The following is a 17,289-nucleotide window of genomic DNA, read 5'->3' as shown; positions in this document are numbered from 1 at the left end:
GAAACCAGGCAATGCTTCGATTCATCGCTCGCCGTACCGTCGGCGCGGTGGTCACCCTGCTGATCATCGCCGCCGTGACGTTCTTCCTCTTCTTCGCCGTGCCGGCCGACCCCGCCCGGCTCGCCTGCGGCAAGGTCTGCCCACCCGAACTGCTCGAGCAGGCACGGCACAACCTGGGACTGGACCAGCCGTTGTTCCTCCAGTTCCTGAGCTGGGTGGGCGGCATCTTCGCCGGTCGCGACTACGAGGGCCTGGGCCACTGCCCCGCCCCCTGTCTCGGCTACTCCTTCGTCAACCGGGCACCGGTGCTGGAGACGATCCTGGACCGGCTCCCGGTCACCGTCTCGCTCACGATCGGCGCGTCGGCCGTCTTCCTCGTCTTCGGCGTGACGACCGGCATCGTCGCCGCCCTGCGGCAGGGCAGGCCGCTGGACAAGATCGCCAGTGTGTCGTCGCTGATCGGCGCGTCCGTGCAGATCTACTTCGTCGGCACGCTCGCGCTGTACTTCCTGGTCTACAAGAACAACATCCTCGACCAACCCGCCTACGTGCCGTTCACCGAGAACCCCATGGCCTGGGCCGGAGGGCTGTTCCTGCCCTGGGTCGTGCTGGCGATCATCTTCACCGCCAACTACACCCGGATGACCCGCTCGACGATGGTGGAGCAGCTCAGCGAGGACTACGTCCGCACCGCGCGGGCCAAGGGCATGCCGGGCCGGACCGTCGTGCTGAGGTTCGCCCTGCGCGGCACCCTGATCCCCATCGTCACCATCTTCGGGGTGGACCTCGGCACGCTGATCGGCGGCGCGATCATCACCGAGACGACCTTCGGCCTGCAGGGGATCGGGCGTCTGTCCGTCAGGGCCGTCACCTCGTCCGACCTGCCCATGCTCATGGCCACGGTGCTCGTGGCGGCCGGGGCGATCGTGGTGTTCAACATCGTGGTGGACATCCTGTACGCCTTCATCGACCCCCGCGTACGGCTGAACTAGGAGCCCTGAGAAAAGTGCCAACTCCGTTCCTGTCGGTCCGTGACCTGACCGTCGACTTCCACACCGAGGACGGTGTCGTCCACGCCGTGGACGGGCTCTCCTTCGACGTGGAGAAGGGCACCACGCTGGGAATCGTCGGCGAGTCGGGCTCCGGCAAGTCGGTGACCAACCTGACCGTGCTCGGCCTGCACAACCCGGAGACCACCAAGGTCGGCGGGGAGATCCTGCTGGACGGCGAGGAGCTGATCGGCGCCTCGCGCCCCACCATGGAGAGGCTGCGCGGCAACAAGGTCGCGATGATCTTCCAGGACCCGCTGACCTCGCTCTCGCCGTACCACACCATCGGCAGGCAGATCGGCGAGGTCTACCGCAAGCACACCGGAGCGAGCCGCGCCGAGGCCCGGGACCGCGCGGTCGAGATGCTCACCCGGGTCGGCATCCCGCAGCCCCGGCTCCGGGTGGACGACCATCCCCACCAGTTCTCCGGGGGCATGCGCCAGCGCGCGATGATCGCGATGGCCCTGGTCTGCGACCCGGATCTGCTGATCGCCGACGAACCCACCACCGCGCTGGACGTGACCGTGCAGGCCCAGATCCTGGACCTGCTCAAGGCCCTCCAGGAGGAGACGGGCGCCTCCATCGTGCTGATCACCCACGACCTGGGCGTGGTGGCGAGCACCGCGCACGAGGTGCTGGTGATGTACGCCGGGCGGGCGGTGGAGCGCGGCACCGTCAGGGAGGTCCTGAACGAGCCCCACCACCCCTACACCTGGGGGCTGCTGGCCTCCATGCCCCGGCTGACCACCCCGGTGGACGTGCCGCTGCGGCCGGTCCGCGGCACCCCGCCGAGCATGCTCAACGTCCCTCCCGGCTGCCCGTTCCACCCCCGGTGCGACTACGTGAGGCTGGCCGGGCCCGGGATCTGCCAGGCGGAGCGGCCCGAGCTGTCCCCGCACCACGGCCACGGCGACGCGTGTTACCTGACCCTCGCCCAGAAGCGGGAGATCCACCCATGAGTGAGCCGCTGCTCGAGATGTCCGGGCTGACGAAGCACTTCCCCGTGGCGGGCGGCCTCGTCCTCAGACGGCAGGTCGGCCGGGTCCACGCGGTGGACGGCATCGACCTGACGGTGCACGCGGGCGAGACCCTCGGTCTGGTGGGCGAGTCGGGCTGCGGCAAGTCCACCACCGGGCGACTGGCCGCCCGGCTGCTGGAGCCGACCGCCGGCGCCATCCGGTACGGCGGGCGGGACATCACCCACGCGACCCGCAGGGAAATGAAGCCGATCCGGACCGAGATCCAGATGGTCTTCCAGGATCCCTACTCCTCGCTCAACCCCCGGCACACCGTGGGAACCATCGTCGGCGGCCCGATGGAGATCAACGGCATCGACCCGCCCGGGGGCCGGGACAGGCGGGTCAGGGAGCTGCTGGAGATCGTCGGGCTCAACCCCGAGCACTACAACCGCTTCCCGCACGAGTTCTCCGGCGGCCAGCGCCAGCGCATCGGGGTGGCCCGCGCGCTCTCCCTCAACCCCAGGCTGATCATCGCCGACGAGCCCGTCTCGGCGCTGGACGTCTCGATCCAGGCGCAGGTCGTCAACCTGCTCCGGCGGCTCCAGCAGGAGATGGGCATCGCCTTCCTGTTCATCGCGCACGACCTGGCCGTGGTCAGGCACTTCTCCCAGCGGGTCGCGGTGATGTATCTCGGCAAGATCGTCGAGATCGGCGACCGGGAGTCCGTCTACTCAGGCCCGCGTCACCCCTACACCCACGCCCTGCTGTCGGCGGTGCCCGAGGCCACCCCGGACACCGAGCCCCGCGAGCGCATCCGCCTGGCGGGGGACGTGCCCTCCCCGGTCGACCCGCCGTCCGGCTGCCGGTTCCGGACCCGCTGCTGGAAGGCCCGGGAGCGGTGTGCGGCCGAGGAGCCCCCGCTGGTCAGGCTGGAGGACAGCCGGGAGGGGCACCTGACCGCCTGCCACTTCCCCGAACGGCCGACCGTGCACGGGCGGGACGTGGTGCTGGACCCCGCCCTGCGCACCTGAGGCGTGTTCTGTGGATCTTTCCGCCGGGCCGTGGAGCCGGGCCGTGGAGAGGTCAGCTCTTCTCGGCCATGGACCGCAGGCTGTCCACCGCCATGGCCGGGTCGTCGGCGCCGTAGACGGCGTTGCCCGCCACGAAGACGTCGGCCCCGGCCTCGGCGCAGCGCTCGATGGTGTGGTCCGACACCCCGCCGTCCACCTGCAGCCAGACCTGGCCTCCGTGCTTGTCGATCAGCCGGCGGGCCCGGTGGATCTTGGGGAGGACCACGTCGAGGAACTTCTGGCCCCCGAACCCGGGCTCGACGGTCATCAGCAGCAGCATGTCGATCTCACCGAGCAGGTCCTCGTACGGCTCGACCGGGGTGCCCGGGTTCAGCGCGAGACCGGAGCGCGCCCCGGCGGCGCGGATCTGACGCAGGGTGCGGATCGGGGCCTTGGCCGCCTCGGCGTGGATGGTCACGCTGCCCGCCCCGGCCTCGGCGTAGGACGGGGCCCAGCGGTCCGGATCCTCGATCATGAGGTGGCAGTCGAGCGGCAACGTGGTGGCCTTGAGCAGGGACTCAACGACCGGCAGGCCGAGTGTCAGGTTGGGCACGAAGTGGTTGTCCATGACGTCCACGTGCAGCCAGTCGGCGTTGGGAACCGCCGCGGCCGCCTCGGCGAGGCGGGCGAAGTCGGCGGACAGGATGCTGGGCGAGATCTGTACGGCCATGATGCGGTTGATTCTATTGCGCGGCCTCCAGCGGCCCGTCATCGGTGGGCGAGGCGGGCGGGTCAGGGGTGCGGAGCGGGCGGGGCGGGCGGGGCGGGCGGCGGCTGCTCGTCGTCCGGCCTGCTGATCTCGGCCTTGAAGACGCGCAGGGAGCGGCCGAGTGACCGGGCGGTGTCGGGCAGCTTCTTGGCGCCGAAGAGCAGGATGAACACCGCCAGGATGATGAGCAGTTCCGGCATTCCCAGGTCGGCCATGAGGCGACCTCCTTTCGATGGCACGGATGCCGACGGTCACGGATGGTGTCGGCGAACTCGCCGTCCCCGCGGCCCCCAATGGCCGGAGACCGGCGGACCGTACCGCAGCGCACCGTCAAGCATACTTGTGACCTGCGAAAACGTCGCACGGAGTCGCACAGTGGCAGATCAGAGGCTGATCTGAACCCCATAGTCCTCCAGCCAGGCGTTGAGCTGGAGGAACCGCTCCAGCGACGCCCGGGTCCCACCGGCGTCCGTCGACTGCGCCAGCATGGCCCTGACCTTCTCCAGGTCGACCAGCGACGCGGCGGCGACGTTCCCGCGGTCGAGCAGCCGGGCCGCCTCCGCGCGCAGGGCCTGCCCGTAGGCGGGATCCTGCGTCGAGGGATAGGGGCTCTTGCGGCGTTCCAGGACCGAGCGCGGCAGGAGGTCGGCCACGGCGGCGCGCAGCAGGCTCTTCTCCTTGCCGTCGAAGGTCTTCATCGACCAGGGGGCGTTGAAGACGTACTCCACCAGCCGGTGGTCGCAGAACGGCACCCGGACCTCCAGGCCGACGGCCATGCTCATGCGGTCCTTGCGGTCGAGGAGGATCTGTACGAACCGGGTGAGGTGCAGGTAGCTGATCTCCCGCATGCGCCTCTCCAGACCGCTCTCGCCCGGCAGCCGGGGCACCTCTGCCAGCGCCTGCCGGTAGCTCTCGGCCCTGTAGGCGGGGAGGTCGAGCTTGCTCAGCAGGGAGTCGTCGAGGAGCGCGCTCAGGCCGGCGTACAGCGTGATCCCCGGTGTGGCCAGCCACGGGAAGGTGTCGGCGCCGACCGTCTCGGGGTCGTGGAACCAGCGGTAGCCGCCGAAGACCTCGTCCGCGGACTCCCCGGACAGCGCCACCGTGGAGTACTCCCGGATGGCCTTGAACAGCAGGTAGAGCGAGGCGTCCATGTCACCGATACCGGTCGGCAGGTCGCGCGCCCGCAGGATCGCGGTGCGCACGGCCGGGTCCATGAGGGCGGCGGAGTCCAGGACGATGTCCCTGTGCTCGGGGTGGACGTGCCGCACCACCTCGTGGACGTACGGCGTGTCGGGGGTGTCGCGCATCTCGTCGGGTTCGAAGTTCTCGCTGTAGCCGGCGAAGTCGACGGCGAACGACCGGATCTTGCCCGCCCCGTGCTCCTCCAGCGCTTTGGCGGCGAGCGCGGTGACGGCGCTGGAGTCGAGGCCGCCGGAGAGCAGGCTGCACAGCGGCACGTCGGAGATGAGCTGGCGCTCGACGATGTCGTCCAGCAGCCCGCGCACGGTCCGGACGGTGGTGTCGAGATCGTCGGCATGCTCGTGCGACTCCAGCCGCCAGTAGCGGCGCCGGGTCAGGCCTTCGCGGCTCACCCGGACGAACTGGCCGGGACGCACCTCGTACATCCCCCGGTAGATCCCGTGTTCGGGCGTCTTGACGAAGGAGAGCAGCTCGCGCAGCCCGTCGGCGTCGACCACGGGCGGCTGGGCGAGCGGGTTGGCGAGGATGGCCTTGGGTTCCGAGCCGAACAGCACGCCGGCCGGGGTGGGCTGGTAGTAGAGGGGCTTGATGCCCATCCGGTCACGTACCAGCAGCAGTTCCTCGCGGCGGACGTCCCAGATCGCGAAGGCGAACATGCCGTTCAGCCGGGTGGCGAAATCCTCGCCCCACTCGAGGTAGGCCCGTACGACCACCTCGGTGTCGCTCCGGGTGCGGAAACGGTGGCCGCGCGCGGCCAGTTCGGAGCGGAGCTCGCCGAAGTTGTAGACCTCACCGCTGTAGGTGAGGACGGCGAGTGGCCGGCCGTCCTCGTCGTCGGCGACCATCGGCTGGCGGCCGCCCTCGATGTCGATGATGGCGAGCCGGCGATGCCCCAGCGCGACGTGCGGGGCGAGCCACAGCCCTTCGTCGTCCGGCCCGCGGCAGGCCATGGTGTCGCTCATGGCCTGCGCGATGTCCCGCGCCTGCCCGAGGTCGCGTTCGAAGTCCACCCAGCCGGAGATTCCGCACATGTCGACGCCCCCACGTCTCGCCAGCGATCGTTACACATTTGTAACAGACTGTCGAACACCTCTATGCCCCGGGGGGGCGGGCGACACTCAGCGGCGGCGCAGCAGCGCGAGGAACATCCCGTCGGTGCCGTGGCGGTGGGGCCAGAACTGGGCGTACGGGCCCTCGCCCAGGCCGTCCACCTCGGGAAGGTAGGCGCGGGCGTCGAGGGTCTCCACGTCGTCGCGCCCGGCCGAGACGTCGCCGACCACGACGGCGGTCTCGGCCAGGTGGGGCGAGCAGGTGACGTAGGCGACGACTCCTCCGGGACGGACCGCCTCCAGGGCCGAGGTCAGCAGCCCGCGCTGGAGCCGGCCCAGGTCGGGAAGGCTGCGCGGGTCGCGTCGCCAGCGGGCTTCGGGGCGGCGCCGCAGGGCGCCCAGCCCGGTGCAGGGCGCGTCGACCATGACCCGGTCGAAGACTCCGGCGCGCCAGGCGGGGACCGTGCCGTCGGCGGTGATCACCACGGCCTCGCGGGTGGCCTGCCGGACCAGGCGGGCGCGGTGGTACTGGAGCTCGGCGGCCAGGAGGCGGGCCCCGCCCGGGAAGGCCACCGGACCGGATGCCCCCTCCCGCGCGGTCTCGGACCGCCCGTCCGGCTCCCGGAGCACCGCGTCGGGCTTCCACGCCGGGGAACCGGCCTCGTCACCGTGGACGGCGATGGCGTCCAGAAGGCCCGCCTTGCCACCGGGGCCCGCGCACAGGTCAAGCCACCGGCTGTCGCCGCCGGCCACCGGGACGCGGGTCAGAGCCAGGGCGACGAGCTGGCTGGCCTCGTCCTGCACGGCGGCGCGTGCCTCGGCCACGGCCTGGATGGAACCGGGGTCGCCCTCGGACAGATAGGCCGCGTAGGGGGAGTAGCGAGCCGGCTCCGCGCCGGAGGTGAGAAGCTCCTCGACCGACGCGCGGCCGGGCCTGGCCACCAGGGTGACACGGGGGCGCTCGTTGTCGGCCGCCAGCAGGGCGGCCGTCTCCTCGAAGTCACCGCCCACGGCGTCGCGCATCGCGGTGACGATCCACCGGGGGTGGCTGTGCGCCACGGCCAGGTGACCGATCGGGTCCTGATCGGGGTCGGGTGCCACGATGGGCAGCCACTGCTCCAGGGAGCGGCCGGCCACCTTGCGCAGCACGGCGTTGGCGTACTTCGACGCGCCGGTGCCCACGCGCAGCCGTACCAGGTCGACGGTCGTGCCGACGGCGGCGTGCGGGGGCACCCGGGTCTTGAGCAGCTGGTGCACGCCCAGGCGGATGGCGTCGAGCAGCGGCGGGTCCAGGTCCTCGGGGGCCCGGTCGCTGCAGGCCGCGATGATCTCGTCGTAGGTGCCGAGCCCGCGCAGGGTGCCGTAGGCCAGCTCGGTCGCCAGACCCGCGTCCCGCCCGGACAGGCGGCGCTCGCGCAGCAGCGTGGGCATCAGGAGGTTTGCGTAGGCGTCCCGCTCGTCTACGGCCCGCAGCAGGTCGTAGGCGACGTTGCGGGCCTCGTCACGGACCGGCCTGGGCGGACGGCCGCTCCTGCCACCGCCCCGGCCGCCCGACGCACCTGTCTGACCACCACGTGAACGGTTGCCCGGACCATGGCCGCCGCGCGGGACATCCCCGCCGGTCCCCCGATCGCTCATGACCCCTAGCCCAGCCGATCTTCGTCTGCGGGCCGCACGCCGCGGGCCCACTCCCCTGCGCCCATCAGGCGCTTGCCCTGCGGCTGCACCTCACCCAGCTCGACCGGGTGGGTGGCCGTGCCGACCAGGACGGACTTCTTTGACGCCGCGATCCGTCCGGGCTCCAGGGCCGGGGCGTCGGGCGCGGGCCGTACCGGGCCGAGCTTGACCCGCTGACCGCGGAACTCCGTCCACGCGCCCGGGGCGGGCGTGCAGGCGCGGATGAGACGGTCCACCCGCAGAGCGGGTGCGGACCAGTCGACCCGGGCGTCGTCCACACTGATCTTCTTGGTGAAGCTCAACCCCTCGGCGGGCTGGGGCACGGCCTCCAGCTTGCCGTCCTCGATCCCGTCCATGGTGGCCACCAGCAGTCCGGCACCGGACTCGGCGAGCCGGGCGAGCAGGTCGCCGCTGGTGTCGGCGGGCCGGACCTCCTCGGTCACCACACCGTAGACCGGGCCCGCGTCCAGCTCCTTGACGATCTGGAAGGTGGTCGCGCCGGTGATCTGGTCACCGTGGAGCACGGCGTGCTGCACGGGGGCGGCCCCCCGCCAGGCGGGCAGCAACGAGAAGTGGAGGTTGACCCAGCCACGGCTGGGGATGTCCAGGGTGGCCTGTGGCAGGAGCGCACCGTAGGCCACCACCGGGCAGCAGTCGGGATCGATCCGCCGCAACCGCTCCAGGAACTCGGGATCTCCCGCCTTCAGCGGTCGCAGAACCTCGACGCCCGCCTCCTGGGCCAGCTCGGCGACGGGGCTCGGTTGGACCTTGCGGCCGCGGCCCGACTGGGCGTCCGGCCGGGTGACGACGGCGACGACGTCATGGCGCGGCGAGTCGAGCAGGGCCCGCAACGAGGGCAGGGCGGTGTCCGGGGTTCCGGCGAAGACCAGGCGCACGTTGCTACAGAGCCTTCCCTTGGGTGGCGTGCGGGGAGAACTTGAACGCGGGGGCCGACAGGCCGCTCCACTCCGCCTCGCGGATCTCCTTCATGGCGAGCTTGCGCTGCCGCAGGTCCATCCGGTCGATGAACAGCACCCCGTCCAGGTGGTCGGTCTCGTGCTGGAAGCAGCGGGCCATCAGGTCGGTGCCCTCGAGGGTGACGGGCTCGCCGTGCATGTTGACGCCCTTCGCCACGGCCCGGATCGCCCGGGGCGTGGGGAACGACAGGCCGGGGAAGGACAGGCAGCCCTCCTCGCCCTCCTCGTCCAGGTCGTCGGAGAGGTCGAGGTTGGGGTTGATCAGATGGCCGAGCTGCTCGTCCACGTAGTAGGTGAAGACCCGCAGGCCGACGCCGATCTGGGGGGCGGCCAGCCCGGCCCCGGGGGCGTCCATCATCGTGTCGGTGAGGTCCTTGACGAGCTTGCGCAGCTCCTTGTCAAAGTCCTTGACCGGCTCCGCGGGAGTGCGCAGCACGGGGTCGCCGAAAAGGCGGATCGACTGAATGGCCAACAGGGCTCTCCTCACACTTTTCGGGGATGCCCACAGTCTAAGGGCCGCATGGAGTGTTCCTCGGATCTCCCGCTCTCCCACCGGCCCGCAGCGGGAACCTCGGGCGATCCGCCCCACCCCATGGGCGGCGAGCCGGTGCCCGGGGACCCGCCGGCCACGACGGCGGGTCCAGGCCGTCGGGGCGACCGCGGCAGGCGGAAAGATCCACCGAACACGCCCTAGCGGGAACGGGCCTTCATGGCCGCCTTCCGCGCCGCCTTGGCGACCGCCGCGTCACTGTGGCGGGCACCCAGCAGGTCCAGCACGGCGATCGTGTCGGGGTGGTCCACCGGCGCCATCTCCTCGACGACCCGGACCAGGTCCTCCGCGGGTTCGAGCATGCCGAACTCGCACATGGCCTCGGGGGCGTTGCCGAGGTGGATCAGCGAGGCGATCGTGTCGACGGCGATCCAGGTGCTGTCGGCGGGGGTGAGAGCGGGTGCCGGCAGGTCGCGGATGTGCAGCCAGGAGGCGGCGTAGCGCCACATGGCGGGCTCGGTGAGCGCCTCCCTCAGCGGGGCCTCGGCCTCGGGTCCGAGCTCCTCCAGGATCGTTCCCACGGTGCCGCGCTGGCCGGCCGTACCGGATGCGGCGATCTTGACCAGCTCCCGGGCGGCGGCCTCGGGGACGCGGGACTCCAGCCACACGGTGACGGCGCTGGGAGTGGCGGAGCGTTTCATGATCGCATCAACCAGCTCGGCCGCGCCGAGGTCGGCGTAGACGGCGACCTCGGCGCCGGTGGGGGCGTCGTGCCCCTCCCGCAGCAGGTCCTGGCGGACCGCCCACATGCCCAGCGGCGTCAGCCGGGGCCAGCCCGCCTCGGACCGCTCGATGAGCCCGCAGTAGCCCAGCAGCGACAGCGCGCCGTCCAGCTCGGCGGGGAGCGCGACGGCCAGCGCCCGCATCTGCGCGGGACGGGTCTCGCAGGCAACCTCGTGCGACTGCAGGATGCCCTTGACCAGGGTGGCGGGAGACAGACCGTCACTCACGGCGTACATCGTGGCGAGCATCTCGGCGAGATGGTCGTCGACCACCTCCGAACCGGTCAGGCTCTCGTCCGCGCGGTCCAGGACGTCCATGACCACGCCGTCCCAGAAACCCAGCAGGGCCGCGGCGGGCAGCTCGGCGGAGAGCGCCAGCGGACCGGCCGCGGCCACGCCCCGAACGATGCGGATCATTCCGGTGTTGACCGCGACGACCCAGAGCAGGTGCAGCCGTGCCGGGTTGGGCAACCCGAGCTCGGCGCAGGGCAGGAAGGGGTCGGGCAGCAGGCCCTCGGGGGTCACCTGACGGGTGCCGGTCCACGCCGCCAGCCGCTGGGCGTCCAGCACCAGCGGAACCCTGAGCACGGCGTCGGCGAGCACGGCGTCGGTGGCGAGCACGACCGGCGGAAAGCTCAGCGCCTCGGTGCCGCAGCTCTGGCACTCGCAGTCCTTGCCCGCCGCGGAGACCGCGTCGAGCATGGTCGCGCGCGCCTCACGGGACCCCGATCCCAACTCGTCGACCAACCTGCGCAGTTCGCCGAGATCGAAGACATTGCCCATGTTCCCGCTCTTTGCCACCCGTGAAACTTACTGCACTGGAGCCCCACGGGTGTACGGCTAACCGATGGCGCGAGAGCGTGCTTTGAAGGCGGCCTTGCGGGCGGCCTTGGCCACGTTCTGGTCGTTCAGGGAACGTCCCAGCAGCTCAAGAACCTCGACGACCTCGGGGTGGTCCACCCGCCACATTTCCTCGATCACGTGTGCCGGCGGCCCGGAGGCCGCCATGTTCTCGGCGAACGCCTCCGGATCGTCCTCGGCCGTGGAGATGGCCAGGGCGAGCATGTCCACGCTCATCCACAGCACCTCCTCCTGGGAGAGCACCGGGGCGGCCAGACCCCGGGCGGAGAGCCAGTGGACGGCGTGCGGGCGCAGCTCGGCCTCGTCGAGGTAGGGGCGGACGGCGGGCTCGGCCTCCGGGCCGAGCCGGTCCACGATCGTCACCGCGATGCCGCGGACGACCGAGGGCGCCCCGGAGGCGGCGCCGAGCATCTCGGTGGCGGCGGCCTGCGGGGTCCTGCTCCGCAGCCAGCCCTGGATGTCGGCCTCGGCCATCTCGATGGGCAGCCCGGAGAGCAGTCCCTCGATGAGCTCGGGCGCGTCGGCGGCGGTCAGGTCGGCGGCCTCGGGCGCCTCGATGCCGAGGTCGGTGTAGTGCTCCCGCAGGCCCCAGACCGCCAGCGCGGACAGCTCCAGGGTCTCCTCGCTCTGCTCGGCGACGCCGCAGTAGGCCAACCCCCGTACGGCCTCGGCGACGTCCACCTCCCCGTCGCCGATCAGACCGATCTCCTCCAGATAGGCGCTGACGAGAGGGATCGGCACCGGCGCCTGCAGCCGGTAGAGCATGTCGCACAGGCCGTAGAGCTCCTCGTCGAGGGACAGGTCGCCGGTCACGGCACCACCCGTCTCCTTCTCCACGAGGAAACCGACCACCGCGGCCCACGTGTCGAGCGGATCGGGATCCTCACCGTCGAAGATGGCGGTGCCCTCGACCTCCACCAGGCCGGTGTGCACCGCCAGCTCCCACAGGAAGCCGGGGTCGGCCACCGCGAGCTGGACGGCCGCCTCGGCGGCGTCGCGGACCCGCAGGCGCCCCTTGACGGTCGGCCTGCGGCCTCCGGCCAGCATCCACTGGACCAGCCGCCGGATGTCGGTCACCAGAGGCACCCGCAGAGCGCTCTCGGCGAGCACCGCACGGGGCGCCAGCCGCGCCGGGGGCAGGGGGGAGCAGCCCGGGCAGTCGCAGGGGTCGTCGGCGGGCTCCTCCACCGCCGACACCGAGACGTCTCCCTGCTCCAGCGAGTCGGCGCCCATCGCGCTGAACAGGCTCTTGGCCATGCCGAACTTGGAGGTGTCGGCGAGCGCGATCGGCATCTCGGGCTCGATCCGGTCCAGGACGACCCTCATGCGGACGGCCATCTTGCCGCCGATCTCCTCTGTCGCGAGCAGGAAATCAACCAGGGTGCGGGCGGCGGCAACGGTCTCGGGGGCACTTTCCGGTGGGGCGATGACCTTGCGCGGGTAGATGTTGAGCAGCAGTTCCTCGAAAGTGACGGGGGTGAAATCACCCAGCTCGTTCACGTTCAGATAATCGCTCGCGTAGTCGCAGAGCAGCCGCACCTCATCCACGTCAACGTCCAGGCCGTGCGCGCGCCCCCACGCACGCAGATCGTCTACGGCCCGATTTACCCATTCGATCGACACAGGGGAAAATTAACGGCTTACTGTCAGCACCGCGAATCGGGGAAACAGCTCAAATCATGTCGAGAGGGTCAATGCATACCCTGACCACCTCAGGGGCCTTACGCGCGGACCGCACCCCGACGGCCCCCTTCAACGCGGCGGACAGCGCCGGTCCAGCCCCTCGGGGAACCCTCACCATGGCGCGTTCCCGCACCTGATCGCCCCTGAGCGTGTCGAGGGGGACGGGTCCGAGAACCTGCGCCTCCCCCGGCAGCACTGCCTCGCCGAGCATTTCCCTGACCGCCGACGGAGAACCGGTCAGTGTGGCCAGTCTTACCGCGGGAGGGAAACCGAGTTCTGTCCTGCCGGCCAGTTCGCGCTCGGCATGGGTGACGGGATCCCAGCGCACCAGCGCCTGTACGGCGAGCACCGAGGAGTCGGCCAGCACGACCAGTTCGGCCCTGGGCCGCAGCAGCGCGGCGGCGTTCATCCACCGGCGTAGCGTCTCCTCGGCGACCCGCAGGTCCGGCCGGCCGAGCAGCGCCCACCCGTCCAGCAGCACGGCCGCCGCGTAACCGCCCTCGGCCACCGGTTCGGCCCCCGGGGTGGCCACCACCAGCGCCGGGGCCGCGCCCACCGTGGCGAGCACGCCGTCCTTGCCCGAGGTCCTGACCGGTACCGAGGGGAAGGCCCGCCCCAGCTCTTCGGCCGTACGGCGGGCGCCCACCACCTGTGCCCGCACCCGGACGCCCCCGCAGGCGGGACAGCGCCACTCCCCCGCGATCCGGCCGCACCAGCGGCAGTAGGGGGCGGCGTGGCCACCGCGCAGCGCGAGCGGGCCGCTGCAGTGCCCGCAGCGGGCGGGGGCCCGGCAGTTCTGGCAGGCCAGCGCAGGCAGATAGCCCCGCCGGGGGACCTGCACCAGCACCGGACCGGTCGTCAGCCCGGCACGCAGCGCCCGCCAGGCGAGGCTGGGCAGCCGGGCCGCCCTCGCCGCCTCGTCCCTGGCCAGTTCGGAGTCCTCGCCGGCCGGCCGGACCCTCGGGGCCCTGCCCCTGACCGTCTCCCGGGCGGCCACGATGGGACCGGCCCAGCCTCCCGCGACGAGCTGGGTGGCCTCGGCCGTACGGGCGTATCCGCCGATGAGCAGGCCCGTACGGCCCTGGTGGGCCCGGAGCGCGAGGATCTCCCGGGTGTGCGGGTATGGTGCCAGCCGCTCGGCGTGCAGGTCGTCGCCGTCGTCCCAGACCATCGCCAGCCCGAGATCCCTGACCGGCGCGAAGGCGGCGCCCCTGGTGCCGACGACGGCACGCACCTGTCCCCGGACCACCCGCAGCCAACGGCGGTAGCGCTCGGCGGGTCCCAGGTCGGCGGTGAGCGCGACGTGCTCTCCGGGCCCCAGGACGGCGCTCAGCGCCGCGTCGGCCAGTGCCACGTCCTTTCCGTCGGGGAGCACCACCAGCGCCCCCCTGCCGCTGCGCAGGGTCTCCCGTACGGCCACCGCCACGGCCCCGGCCCATCCGGGTCCGCCGTCCCCGGCTCCGGGCAGCGCGGTCCACACGGCGCGCGGCGCCCCCCCGCCGGCCAGGGCCGCGAGGAACCTCTCCCCGTCGGGATAGTCCGCCCAGGCTCCCGGCTCGCCGGCTCCGTCCCGGTCCCTCCAGGACGGTGAGGCGTCCGGACCGCCGGCGCCGCCCTCCGGGGACGGTGAAGCGGACGTCTCGGAGGCTCCTGTGCCCTCCCCCGCGACGGCCGCCTCGCCCTCCGGACGGGGGCGGGTCGCCGCGCGGGCCTCGGCCTCGACCCTGGCGTGGCGCGGGGGCACGGCCAGACGCAGGACGTCGGCCATGGTCCCGGCGTAGCGGTCGGCCACGGCGCGGGCCAGTGCGGCGATCTCGGGGGTGAGGACGGGCTCGGGGGAGATCACCCTCTCCAGCCGGGCCAGCTTGCCCTGGTGCTCGCTGCTGTGCACCCGCTCCAGGAGAAAGCCGTCGACGAGTTTCCCGGCGAACCGGACGCGGACTCGCGAGCCCGGCACCGCCTCGGCGTCCAGGGGCGCCGGGACGACGTAGTCGAACAGCCGGTCCAGGTGCGGCAGCGGCGTGTCCACGACGACCCGGGCGACCGGCAGCGCGGCGGCCGGCTCCGGCACCCCCCTGACGACCTTGGCGGGAACGGGCGCGGGCCGCTCACGTACGGCGTCGAGCGGCAGCAGGGCGTCGTCGTCCGAGGAGGGGCTGGCGTGGGTCACCCACTTGTCCTACCAGATTCCCGAGGCGGCGAAGACGACCGGCCGACGGGTCACCGCCAGACGCCTGTCGGGGCACGGCCGCTCACGCGCGGTGAAACGCCGACGGTGAACCGGCGGCGGAAACGGCACGGTCCCCGGTGAGAGCTCTCACCGGGGACCGTGCACGGAGACCAGGTCAGAGACCGGCGGCGGTGCGCAGGGCCTCGGCACGGTCGGTGGACTCCCAGGAGAAGTCGGACCGGCCGAAGTGGCCGTACGCGGAGGTCGCCGAATAGATCGGGCGCAGCAGGTCGAGGTCACGGATGATCGCGGCGGGGCGCAGGTCGAAGACCTGGAGCACGGCCTTCTGGATCATCTCGATCTCGACCTTCTCGGTGCCGAAGGTCTCGACGAAGACACCGACCGGGTGCGCCTTGCCGATGGCGTAGGCGACCTGGACCTCGGCGCGGTCGGACAGACCGGCGGCCACGATGTTCTTGGCGACCCAGCGCATGGCGTAGGCGGCCGAGCGGTCCACCTTGGACGGGTCCTTGCCGGAGAAGGCGCCGCCACCGTGGCGGGCCATGCCGCCGTAGGTGTCGACGATGATCTTACGGCCGGTCAGACCGGCGTCGCCCATCGGGCCGCCGATCTCGAAACGGCCGGTCGGGTTGACCAGCAGGCGGTAGCCCTCGGTGGAGATCTCCAGGTCGGCGAGCACCGGGTCGACCACGTGCTCCTTGATGTCCGGCGCGAGCATCTCCTTGAGGTCGATCTCGGCCGCGTGCTGGGTGGAGACCACCACGGTGTCGAGGCGGACCGGACGGTCGCCGTCGTATTCGATGGTGACCTGGGTCTTGCCGTCGGGGCGCAGGTAGGGCACGGTGCCGTCCTTGCGGACCTGCGACAGGCGCTCGGCCAGGCGGTGCGCCAGCTGGATCGGCAGCGGCATCAGCTCGGGGGTCTCGCGGCAGGCGTAGCCGAACATCAGGCCCTGGTCGCCGGCGCCCTGGCGGTCGAGCTCGTCGGCGCCCTCGCCCTCACGGTTCTCGTAGGCGTCGTCGACGCCCTGCGCGATGTCGGGCGACTGCGCGCCGATGGACACCGACACGCCACAGGAGGCACCGTCGAAGCCCTTGTGGGAGGCGTCGTAACCGATCTCGAGGATCTTCTCCCGGATGAGACCGGGAATGTCGACATAGGTCTCCGTCGTCACCTCTCCGGCGACGTGGACCTGACCGGTGGTGATCAGCGTCTCGACCGCGACGCGGCTCTTGGGGTCACCCTTGAGCATGGCGTCGAGAATCGCGTCACTGATCTGGTCGGCGATCTTGTCCGGGTGGCCCTCGGTGACCGACTCGGAGGTGAACAGGCGACGGGACAAGTCAGTGGCTCCTCATGCAGCGGCTGCTGGCGTCTGGGGGCTCTGGCGTCGACACGACACCAAGAGCGCTGGGCCGAAGTCTAGCCGTACCCGGAGCAGCGTCGCGAAACCACGACGTGTCCAATTGAAGTGCGCCGTCCAAATTTGCCCGATATGGCTGGTCAGCAGACCCGGCGCCGCCCGCCTGCCGGCGACCACCGGGGTGGAGCGGGCCTGCGGCGGAGACCACGCTCAGAGAGGCCAGCGCCGTATCGTACTCCTCCGCCGCGACGATCGGCGCCCCCGCCCAGTCGACGTGCCGCAGCTCGGGTTCGATCGTGGTCGCGGCCACCGAGTCGAGCTGCGCGTCGGAGAGCGGGAAGGTCTGGTCGGCGAAGACGGCGTAACGGCCGTCCGCGGTGTCGATGGCCAGCAGCAGGTCGAGCCGGCCCAGATCGCTGAGCCGGGCCGTCACCGCGACCCAGTCGGTCGCGTTCAGGCCGGAGAAGCTCTCGACGTAGACGACGTACAGGCGCACCCCCCGGCGGGCCCGCAGTTCGGCGACGGCCGCCTCGACCTCCGCCCGGCGCGCACCGAGCACGCCCGCCCTGTCGGTCACCTGCCCGGAGACGACGGCCGGTGGGTCGGCGGCGACGGCCGGTGGGTCGGCGGCGGCGCCCCACGGGGAGAGAGCGACCTGCGTCACGCGGACGGCGGCCGGCCGATCGGCCCGCGTCGCGGGCCCTCCCGGCGACATCGTCAGGACCAGCACGGCCAGCACACGCACGAGGTGTAGCACCCGCAGCTCCCCACCGGCCCCGCAACCGTCCCGCGGACCGGTTCATCGCCGGGTGGTCTCCGTGTCTCCTACTCGACCCTCACCCGTTCAGCGTATGAGGTCACAGGTCGGGCAGTGGATCGGGGGGTAGCGTCTCGGGCTCGAAGACCTCGGCGTCGGCCGCGCGGACCACCGCGGCGTACTCCTCATCGATCTCGAACACCATGCCGCCGAGCTCGATGGCGGCACCCGCGGAGAACTCCACCGGGCCGAGCCGTGTGCGGCGCGTGTGGGTGGCGTAGACCGAGGTCGGCGCGTCCTGGTCGAAGAACTTGGTGGACAGCACGGAGATCGAACGGTCGGTCACCACGATCAGGAAGGTCGCCATCCCCGGCGACCCCACCGACAGCGCGGGCAGGACATAGCGCATCTCCTCCCCCGGGGGGAGCAGAGCGCGACAGCGGGCCCTGACAGCGGCGGGCACCGGCATGAT

At 71.8% G+C, this 17,289-nt stretch carries 15 protein-coding genes; 3 read left to right on the top strand and 12 right to left on the bottom strand.

The features are described 5' to 3' along the window. Positions 1-11 precede the first annotated feature (11 nt). The 3 genes from FHR32_RS27980 to FHR32_RS27970 are packed head-to-tail and all read left to right on the top strand — an operon-like array spanning position 12 to position 3,039. Positions 12-992: an ABC transporter permease gene (locus FHR32_RS27980; protein ID WP_184757507.1), complete on the top strand. Its 981-nt coding sequence runs from the start codon at positions 12-14 to the stop codon at positions 990-992. Between the two features lie 14 nt (positions 993-1,006). Next, positions 1,007-2,008 carry an ABC transporter ATP-binding protein gene (locus tag FHR32_RS27975; RefSeq protein WP_184757506.1) on the top strand — a complete coding sequence of 334 codons (1,002 nt, stop codon included), beginning with the start codon at positions 1,007-1,009 and terminating at the stop codon, positions 2,006-2,008. Further along, entirely contained in the window at positions 2,005-3,039 is a 1,035-nt protein-coding gene (locus tag FHR32_RS27970) for an ABC transporter ATP-binding protein (protein WP_184757505.1), read from the top strand. The genes FHR32_RS27975 and FHR32_RS27970 overlap by 4 nt, the downstream gene beginning before the upstream one ends. A 52-nt stretch (positions 3,040-3,091) precedes the next feature. Here FHR32_RS27970 and rpe read toward each other — a convergent pair whose 3' ends face one another. From rpe to FHR32_RS27910, 12 genes are all read right to left on the bottom strand, one after another. Next, on the bottom strand, positions 3,092-3,748 hold the full coding sequence (gene rpe, locus FHR32_RS27965; protein ID WP_184757504.1) for a ribulose-phosphate 3-epimerase: 657 nt from the start codon (positions 3,746-3,748) through the stop codon (positions 3,092-3,094). A gap of 62 nt (positions 3,749-3,810) precedes the next feature. After that, complete coding sequence (gene tatA, locus FHR32_RS27960; RefSeq protein WP_184757503.1) at positions 3,811-4,002, bottom strand: Sec-independent protein translocase subunit TatA; 192 nt, start codon at positions 4,000-4,002, stop codon at positions 3,811-3,813. A gap of 168 nt (positions 4,003-4,170) precedes the next feature. Then, positions 4,171-6,018 carry an asparagine synthase (glutamine-hydrolyzing) gene (gene asnB, locus FHR32_RS27955; protein ID WP_184757502.1) on the bottom strand — a complete coding sequence of 616 codons (1,848 nt, stop codon included), beginning with the start codon at positions 6,016-6,018 and terminating at the stop codon, positions 4,171-4,173. Between the two features lie 87 nt (positions 6,019-6,105). Then, a complete protein-coding gene (locus FHR32_RS27950) occupies positions 6,106-7,674 on the bottom strand; it encodes an RsmB/NOP family class I SAM-dependent RNA methyltransferase (protein WP_184757501.1) in 1,569 nt (522 codons plus the stop codon). A 5-nt stretch (positions 7,675-7,679) separates the two neighbouring features. Next, positions 7,680-8,609: a methionyl-tRNA formyltransferase gene (gene fmt, locus FHR32_RS27945; RefSeq protein ID WP_184757500.1), complete on the bottom strand. Its 930-nt coding sequence runs from the start codon at positions 8,607-8,609 to the stop codon at positions 7,680-7,682. Positions 8,610-8,613: 4 nt separating this feature from the next. Then, the gene (def, locus tag FHR32_RS27940) at positions 8,614-9,162 is read right to left on the bottom strand and encodes a peptide deformylase (RefSeq protein ID WP_184757499.1); all 549 of its coding nucleotides are present in this window, start codon (positions 9,160-9,162) and stop codon (positions 8,614-8,616) included. A 218-nt stretch (positions 9,163-9,380) separates the two neighbouring features. Beyond that, entirely contained in the window at positions 9,381-10,763 is a 1,383-nt protein-coding gene (locus tag FHR32_RS27935) for a hypothetical protein (protein ID WP_184757498.1), read from the bottom strand. 39 nt (positions 10,764-10,802) lie between these two features. Then, positions 10,803-12,371, bottom strand: coding sequence for a hypothetical protein (locus FHR32_RS27930; protein ID WP_184757497.1), 1,569 nt, complete (start codon positions 12,369-12,371; stop codon positions 10,803-10,805). Positions 12,372-12,495: 124 nt separating this feature from the next. After that, positions 12,496-14,676, bottom strand: a complete 2,181-nt coding sequence (locus FHR32_RS27925) for a primosomal protein N' (protein WP_184757496.1) — start codon at positions 14,674-14,676, stop codon at positions 12,496-12,498. Positions 14,677-14,851: 175 nt separating this feature from the next. Continuing rightward, a complete protein-coding gene (gene metK / locus FHR32_RS27920; protein WP_184757495.1) occupies positions 14,852-16,039 on the bottom strand; it encodes a methionine adenosyltransferase in 1,188 nt (395 codons plus the stop codon). 1 nt (position 16,040) lies between these two features. Then, entirely contained in the window at positions 16,041-16,817 is a 777-nt protein-coding gene (locus FHR32_RS27915) for a TPM domain-containing protein (protein ID WP_184757494.1), read from the bottom strand. 100 nt (positions 16,818-16,917) lie between these two features. Next, positions 16,918-17,286 (bottom strand): hypothetical protein, encoded by a 369-nt coding sequence (locus FHR32_RS27910; protein WP_184757493.1) that lies wholly within the window; start codon positions 17,284-17,286, stop codon positions 16,918-16,920. Between the last annotated feature and the right edge of the window lie 3 nt (positions 17,287-17,289).

The sequence above is a fragment of the Streptosporangium album genome, assembly GCF_014203795.1.
Classification (GTDB): domain Bacteria; phylum Actinomycetota; class Actinomycetes; order Streptosporangiales; family Streptosporangiaceae; genus Streptosporangium; species Streptosporangium album.
Note: the sequence above shows the minus strand (reverse complement) of the source record. Positions and strands in the feature narration are given on the sequence as shown.